3 rRNA genes are annotated in these 5,401 nt (G+C 54.9%); all 3 read right to left on the bottom strand.

Annotation, left to right across the window (positions count from 1 at the left end):
- Positions 1-6: 6 nt before the first annotated feature.
- A 5S ribosomal RNA gene (gene rrf, locus AX669_RS10765) occupies positions 7-124 on the bottom strand.
- Between the two features lie 89 nt (positions 125-213).
- A 23S ribosomal RNA gene (locus AX669_RS10760) occupies positions 214-3,314 on the bottom strand.
- A 373-nt stretch (positions 3,315-3,687) separates the two neighbouring features.
- Positions 3,688-5,209 (bottom strand): 16S ribosomal RNA (locus AX669_RS10755).
- Together the 16S, 23S and 5S rRNA genes form the textbook arrangement of a ribosomal RNA operon.
- Positions 5,210-5,401 lie beyond the last annotated feature (192 nt).

Raw genomic sequence — 5,401 nt, 5'->3', positions numbered from 1 at the left:
GAAGAAGTCCGGCGGTGTCCTACTCTCCCACACCCTACCGAGTGCAGTACCATCGGCGCTGAAGGGCTTAGCTTCCGGGTTCGGAATGTGACCGGGCGTTTCCCACTTCGCTATAACCACCGTAACACTATGAAACATATCAACCCATCATGGCGAGTGTATTGTTTCAGAATTACACAGGGACGCGAGCACTAGCACAACAATACTGAGTGTGATAATAAGTTATCGGTTCATTAGTACCGGTCAGCTACAACCATTACTGGTCTTCCACATCCGGCCTATCAACCCCATCGTCTCTAGGGAACCTCTCACACACAAGGTGTATGGAAACCTCATCTCGAAGCGTGCTTCCCGCTTAGATGCTTTCAGCGGTTATCACTTCCGAACGTAGCCAATCAGCGGTGCTCCTGGCGGAACAACTGACACACCAGAGGTTCGTCCATCCCGGTCCTCTCGTACTAGGGACAGGTCTTCTCAAGTTTCCTACGCGCACAGCGGATAGGGACCGAACTGTCTCACGACGTTCTAAACCCAGCTCGCGTACCGCTTTAATGGGCGAACAGCCCAACCCTTGGGACCTACTCCAGCCCCAGGATGCGACGAGCCGACATCGAGGTGCCAAACCATGCCGTCGATATGAGCTCTTGGGCAAGATCAGCCTGTTATCCCCGGGGTACCTTTTATCCGTTGAGCGACGGCGCTTCCACAAGCCACCGTCGGGTCACTAGTCCCCACTTTCGTGCCTGCTCGACATGTCTGTCTCACAGTCAAGCTCCCTTGTGCACTTACACTCAAAACCTGATTGCCAACCAGGCTGAGGGAACCTTTGGGCGCCTCCGTTACCCTTTAGGAGGCAACCGCCCCAGTTAAACTACCCATCAGGCACTGTCCCTGATCCGGATCACGGACCGAAGTTAGGAGCCCAATACGACCAGAGTGGTATTTCAACAATGACTCCACACACACTGGCGTGCATGCTTCACAGTCTCCCACCTATCCTACACAAGCCGTACCGAACACCAATACCAAACTGTAGTAAAGGTCCCGGGGTCTTTCCGTCCTGCTGCGCGTAACGAGCATCTTTACTCGTACTGCAATTTCGCCGAGTTCGTGGTTGAGACAGTGGAGAAGTCGTTACGCCATTCGTGCAGGTCGGAACTTACCCGACAAGGAATTTCGCTACCTTAGGATGGTTATAGTTACCACCGCCGTTTACTGGGGCTTAAATTCTCAGCTTCACCACCGAAGTGATTAACCAGTCCTCTTAACCTTCCAGCACCGGGCAGGCGTCAGTCCGTATACATCGAATTACTTCTTCGCACGGACCTGTGTTTTTAGTAAACAGTCGCTTCTCCCTGGTCTCTGCGACCCTCACCCCTAGCCCGTACGGGCTTCAAGGCTTGGGCCCCCCTTCTCCCGAAGTTACGGGGGCATTTTGCCGAATTCCTTAACCACGATTCACTCGATCGCCTTAGTATTCTCTACCTAACCACCTGAGTCGGTTTGGGGTACGGGCGGCTCGAACCTCGCTAGAAGTTTTTCTCGACAGCATAGGATCACCCTGCTTCCCACATACGTGGTCACCATCACATCTCAGCCACATCACTGACGGATTTACCTACCAGTGGGCCTACATGCTTGGACGGGGACTACCATCGCCCCGCGGAGGCTACCTTCCTGCGTCACTCCATCGCTTACCTACTACACGATCGGGTCACACGCTCCCCACACCAGATGATCCCGAAGGACCGGTCGGCATGGTTCGGGTGTTTAGCATCCCATGGTTCAGTATGGGCGGTTCTTCGCCGGTTCCGGAATATCAACCGGATGTCCATCGACTACGCCTGTCGGCCTCGCCTTAGGTCCCGACTTACCCAGGGCAGATTAGCTTGACCCTGGAACCCTTGGTTATTCGGCGGACGGGTTTCTCACCCGTCATTCGCTACTCATGCCTGCATTCTCACTCGTGTAGCATCCACGACTCGATCACTCGGCCGCTTCACTCGCCACACGACGCTCCCCTACCCAACAACACCCCCGTTAAGGGTCAGTGTGTCATTGCCACAGCTTCGGTGATGTGCTTGAGCCCCGCTACATTGTCGGCGCGGAATCACTTGACCAGTGAGCTATTACGCACTCTTTAAAGGGTGGCTGCTTCTAAGCCAACCTCCTGGTTGTCACAGCAACTCCACATCCTTTCCCACTTAGCACACGCTTAGGGACCTTAGCTGATGATCTGGGCTGTTTCCCTCTCGACTACGAAGCTTATCCCCCGCAGTCTCACTGCCACGCTCTCACTTACCGGCATTCGGAGTTTGGTTGACGTCAGTAACCCGGTGGGGCCCATCAGCCATCCAGTAGCTCTACCTCCGGCAAGAAACACGCGACGCTGCACCTAAATGCATTTCGGGGAGAACCAGCTATCACGGAGTTTGATTGGCCTTTCACCCCTACCCACAGCTCATCCCCTCAGTTTTCAACCTAAGTGGGTTCGGTCCTCCACGCCGTCTTACCGGCGCTTCAACCTGGCCATGGGTAGATCACTCCGCTTCGGGTCTAGACCCAGCGACTCAAACGCCCTATTCGGACTCGCTTTCGCTACGGCTACCCCACACGGGTTAACCTCGCCACTGAGCACTAACTCGCAGGCTCATTCTTCAAAAGGCACGCCGTCACCCCACACAGAGGCTCCGACGGATTGTAAGCACACGGTTTCAGGATCTATTTCACTCCCCTCCCGGGGTTCTTTTCACCTTTCCCTCACGGTACTAGTCCGCTATCGGTCACCAGGGAATATTTAGGCTTAGCAGGTGGTCCTGCCAGATTCACACGAGATTTCACGGGCCCCGTGCTACTTGGGAAACAGCACAACACAGCCACACACGTTTCGTCTACGGGAGTCGCACCCTCTACGCTCAACCATTCAAGATTGTTCAACTACGCACATGGTTTCTTACTGCGCACCCTCATGTCAGTGAGGATCAGCACTGTCCCACAACCCCACAACCGCAACCCCTGACAGGTCTCACACGATCATGGTTTAGCCTCATCCGCTTTCGCTCGCCACTACTCACGGAATCACTCTTGTTTTCTCTTCCTGTGGGTACTGAGATGTTTCACTTCCCCACGTTCCCTCCCAACACCCTATGTGTTCAGGTGCAGGTGCCATGACATGATTCATGGCGGGTTTCCCCATTCGGAAATCCCCGGATCACAGCCTGTTTATCGACTCCCCGAGGCATATCGCAGATTACAACGTCCTTCATCGGTTCCTGGTGCCAAGGCATCCACCGTGTGCCCTTAAAAACTTAAGATCACAGATACTAGATGCTCGCGTCCACTGTGTAATTCTCAAACAACACGCCACACACAACCCCACACACCCAAACCCCATCCAACAAGATGAAGAGTCTTCACTTGGTGTGTGATCTTGTGTTGACCACAACCCCAGAACACGATCCGTGTCCTGAGAACCCAACAACGCGCCGAACACAACCCCAACACACTCACCACCACCATGCTTTCCCCAACCAGCCCCACATCCTCACCCCATCAAGGGATCAAGACGCGTATGACTGGTTCGTACTCGCTGATGCCGGCAACCATGCAGGCTGCACCATGATCATCGTTCCACCCATGAGCACCCCCCACACACGAACGGTGTGGCAAGGGCTTGATGCTCCTTAGAAAGGAGGTGATCCAGCCGCACCTTCCGGTACGGCTACCTTGTTACGACTTAGTCCCAATCGCCAGTCCCACCTTCGACGGCTCCCCCCACAAGGGTTAGGCCACCGGCTTCGGGTGTTACCGACTTTCGTGACTTGACGGGCGGTGTGTACAAGGCCCGGGAACGTATTCACCGCAGCGTTGCTGATCTGCGATTACTAGCGACTCCGACTTCATGGGGTCGAGTTGCAGACCCCAATCCGAACTGAGACCGGTTTTTTGGGATTAGCTCCACCTCACGGTTTCGCAACCCTCTGTACCGGCCATTGTAGCATGCGTGAAGCCCAAGACATAAGGGGCATGATGATTTGACGTCATCCCCACCTTCCTCCGAGTTGACCCCGGCAGTCTCCCATGAGTCCCCACCCGAAGTGCTGGCAACATGGAACGAGGGTTGCGCTCGTTGCGGGACTTAACCCAACATCTCACGACACGAGCTGACGACAACCATGCACCACCTGTACACCAGTCCGAAGACGCACACATCTCTGCATGATTCCGGTGTATGTCAAGCCTTGGTAAGGTTCTTCGCGTTGCATCGAATTAATCCGCATGCTCCGCCGCTTGTGCGGGCCCCCGTCAATTCCTTTGAGTTTTAGCCTTGCGGCCGTACTCCCCAGGCGGGGCGCTTAATGCGTTAGCTGCGGCACGGAACTCGTGGAATGAGTCCCACACCTAGCGCCCAACGTTTACGGCATGGACTACCAGGGTATCTAATCCTGTTCGCTCCCCATGCTTTCGCTTCTCAGCGTCAGTAATGGCCCAGAGACCTGCCTTCGCCATCGGTGTTCCTCCTGATATCTGCGCATTTCACCGCTACACCAGGAATTCCAGTCTCCCCTACCACACTCTAGTCTGCCCGTACCCACTGCAGAACCGGAGTTAAGCCCCGGTCTTTCACAGCAGACGCGACAAACCGCCTACAAGCTCTTTACGCCCAATAATTCCGGACAACGCTCGCACCCTACGTATTACCGCGGCTGCTGGCACGTAGTTAGCCGGTGCTTCTTCTCCAGGTACCGTCACGTTAGCTTCGTCCCTGGTGAAAGAGGTTTACAACCCGAAGGCCGTCATCCCTCACGCGGCGTCGCTGCATCAGGCTTTCGCCCATTGTGCAATATTCCCCACTGCTGCCTCCCGTAGGAGTCTGGGCCGTGTCTCAGTCCCAGTGTGGCCGGTCGCCCTCTCAGGCCGGCTACCCGTCGTCGCCTTGGTAGGCCATTACCCCACCAACAAGCTGATAGGCCGCGAGTCCATCCCCCACCACAAAAACTTTCCACCAACACTCCATGCGGAGATCGGTCGTATCCAGTATTAGACCCAGTTTCCCAGGCTTATCCCAGAGTGAGGGGCAGGTTACTCACGTGTTACTCACCCGTTCGCCACTAATCCACACCAGCAAGCTGGTGCTTCATCGTTCGACTTGCATGTGTTAAGCACGCCGCCAGCGTTCGTCCTGAGCCAGGATCAAACTCTCCGTAGAAAAAATTTGTTACCCTGGCCGAGAAAAAAACGGTGACAAACAACAACCCCAGAAGGGTCATCGTTGTTCTGTACAATCATTAATCACTCAGCCAAAACACGCGACACTCCATAAGTGCCACTAAAATGTTTGGCGATGATCACATCGGCACGCTGTTGAGTTCTCAAAACACCATCGCACACCACACGAAGC

Source organism: Dermacoccus sp. CCH2-D9, from assembly GCF_001556795.1.
GTDB lineage: Bacteria > Actinomycetota > Actinomycetes > Actinomycetales > Dermatophilaceae > Dermacoccus > Dermacoccus nishinomiyaensis.
This window is presented reverse-complemented; position numbering and strand designations above follow the sequence as displayed.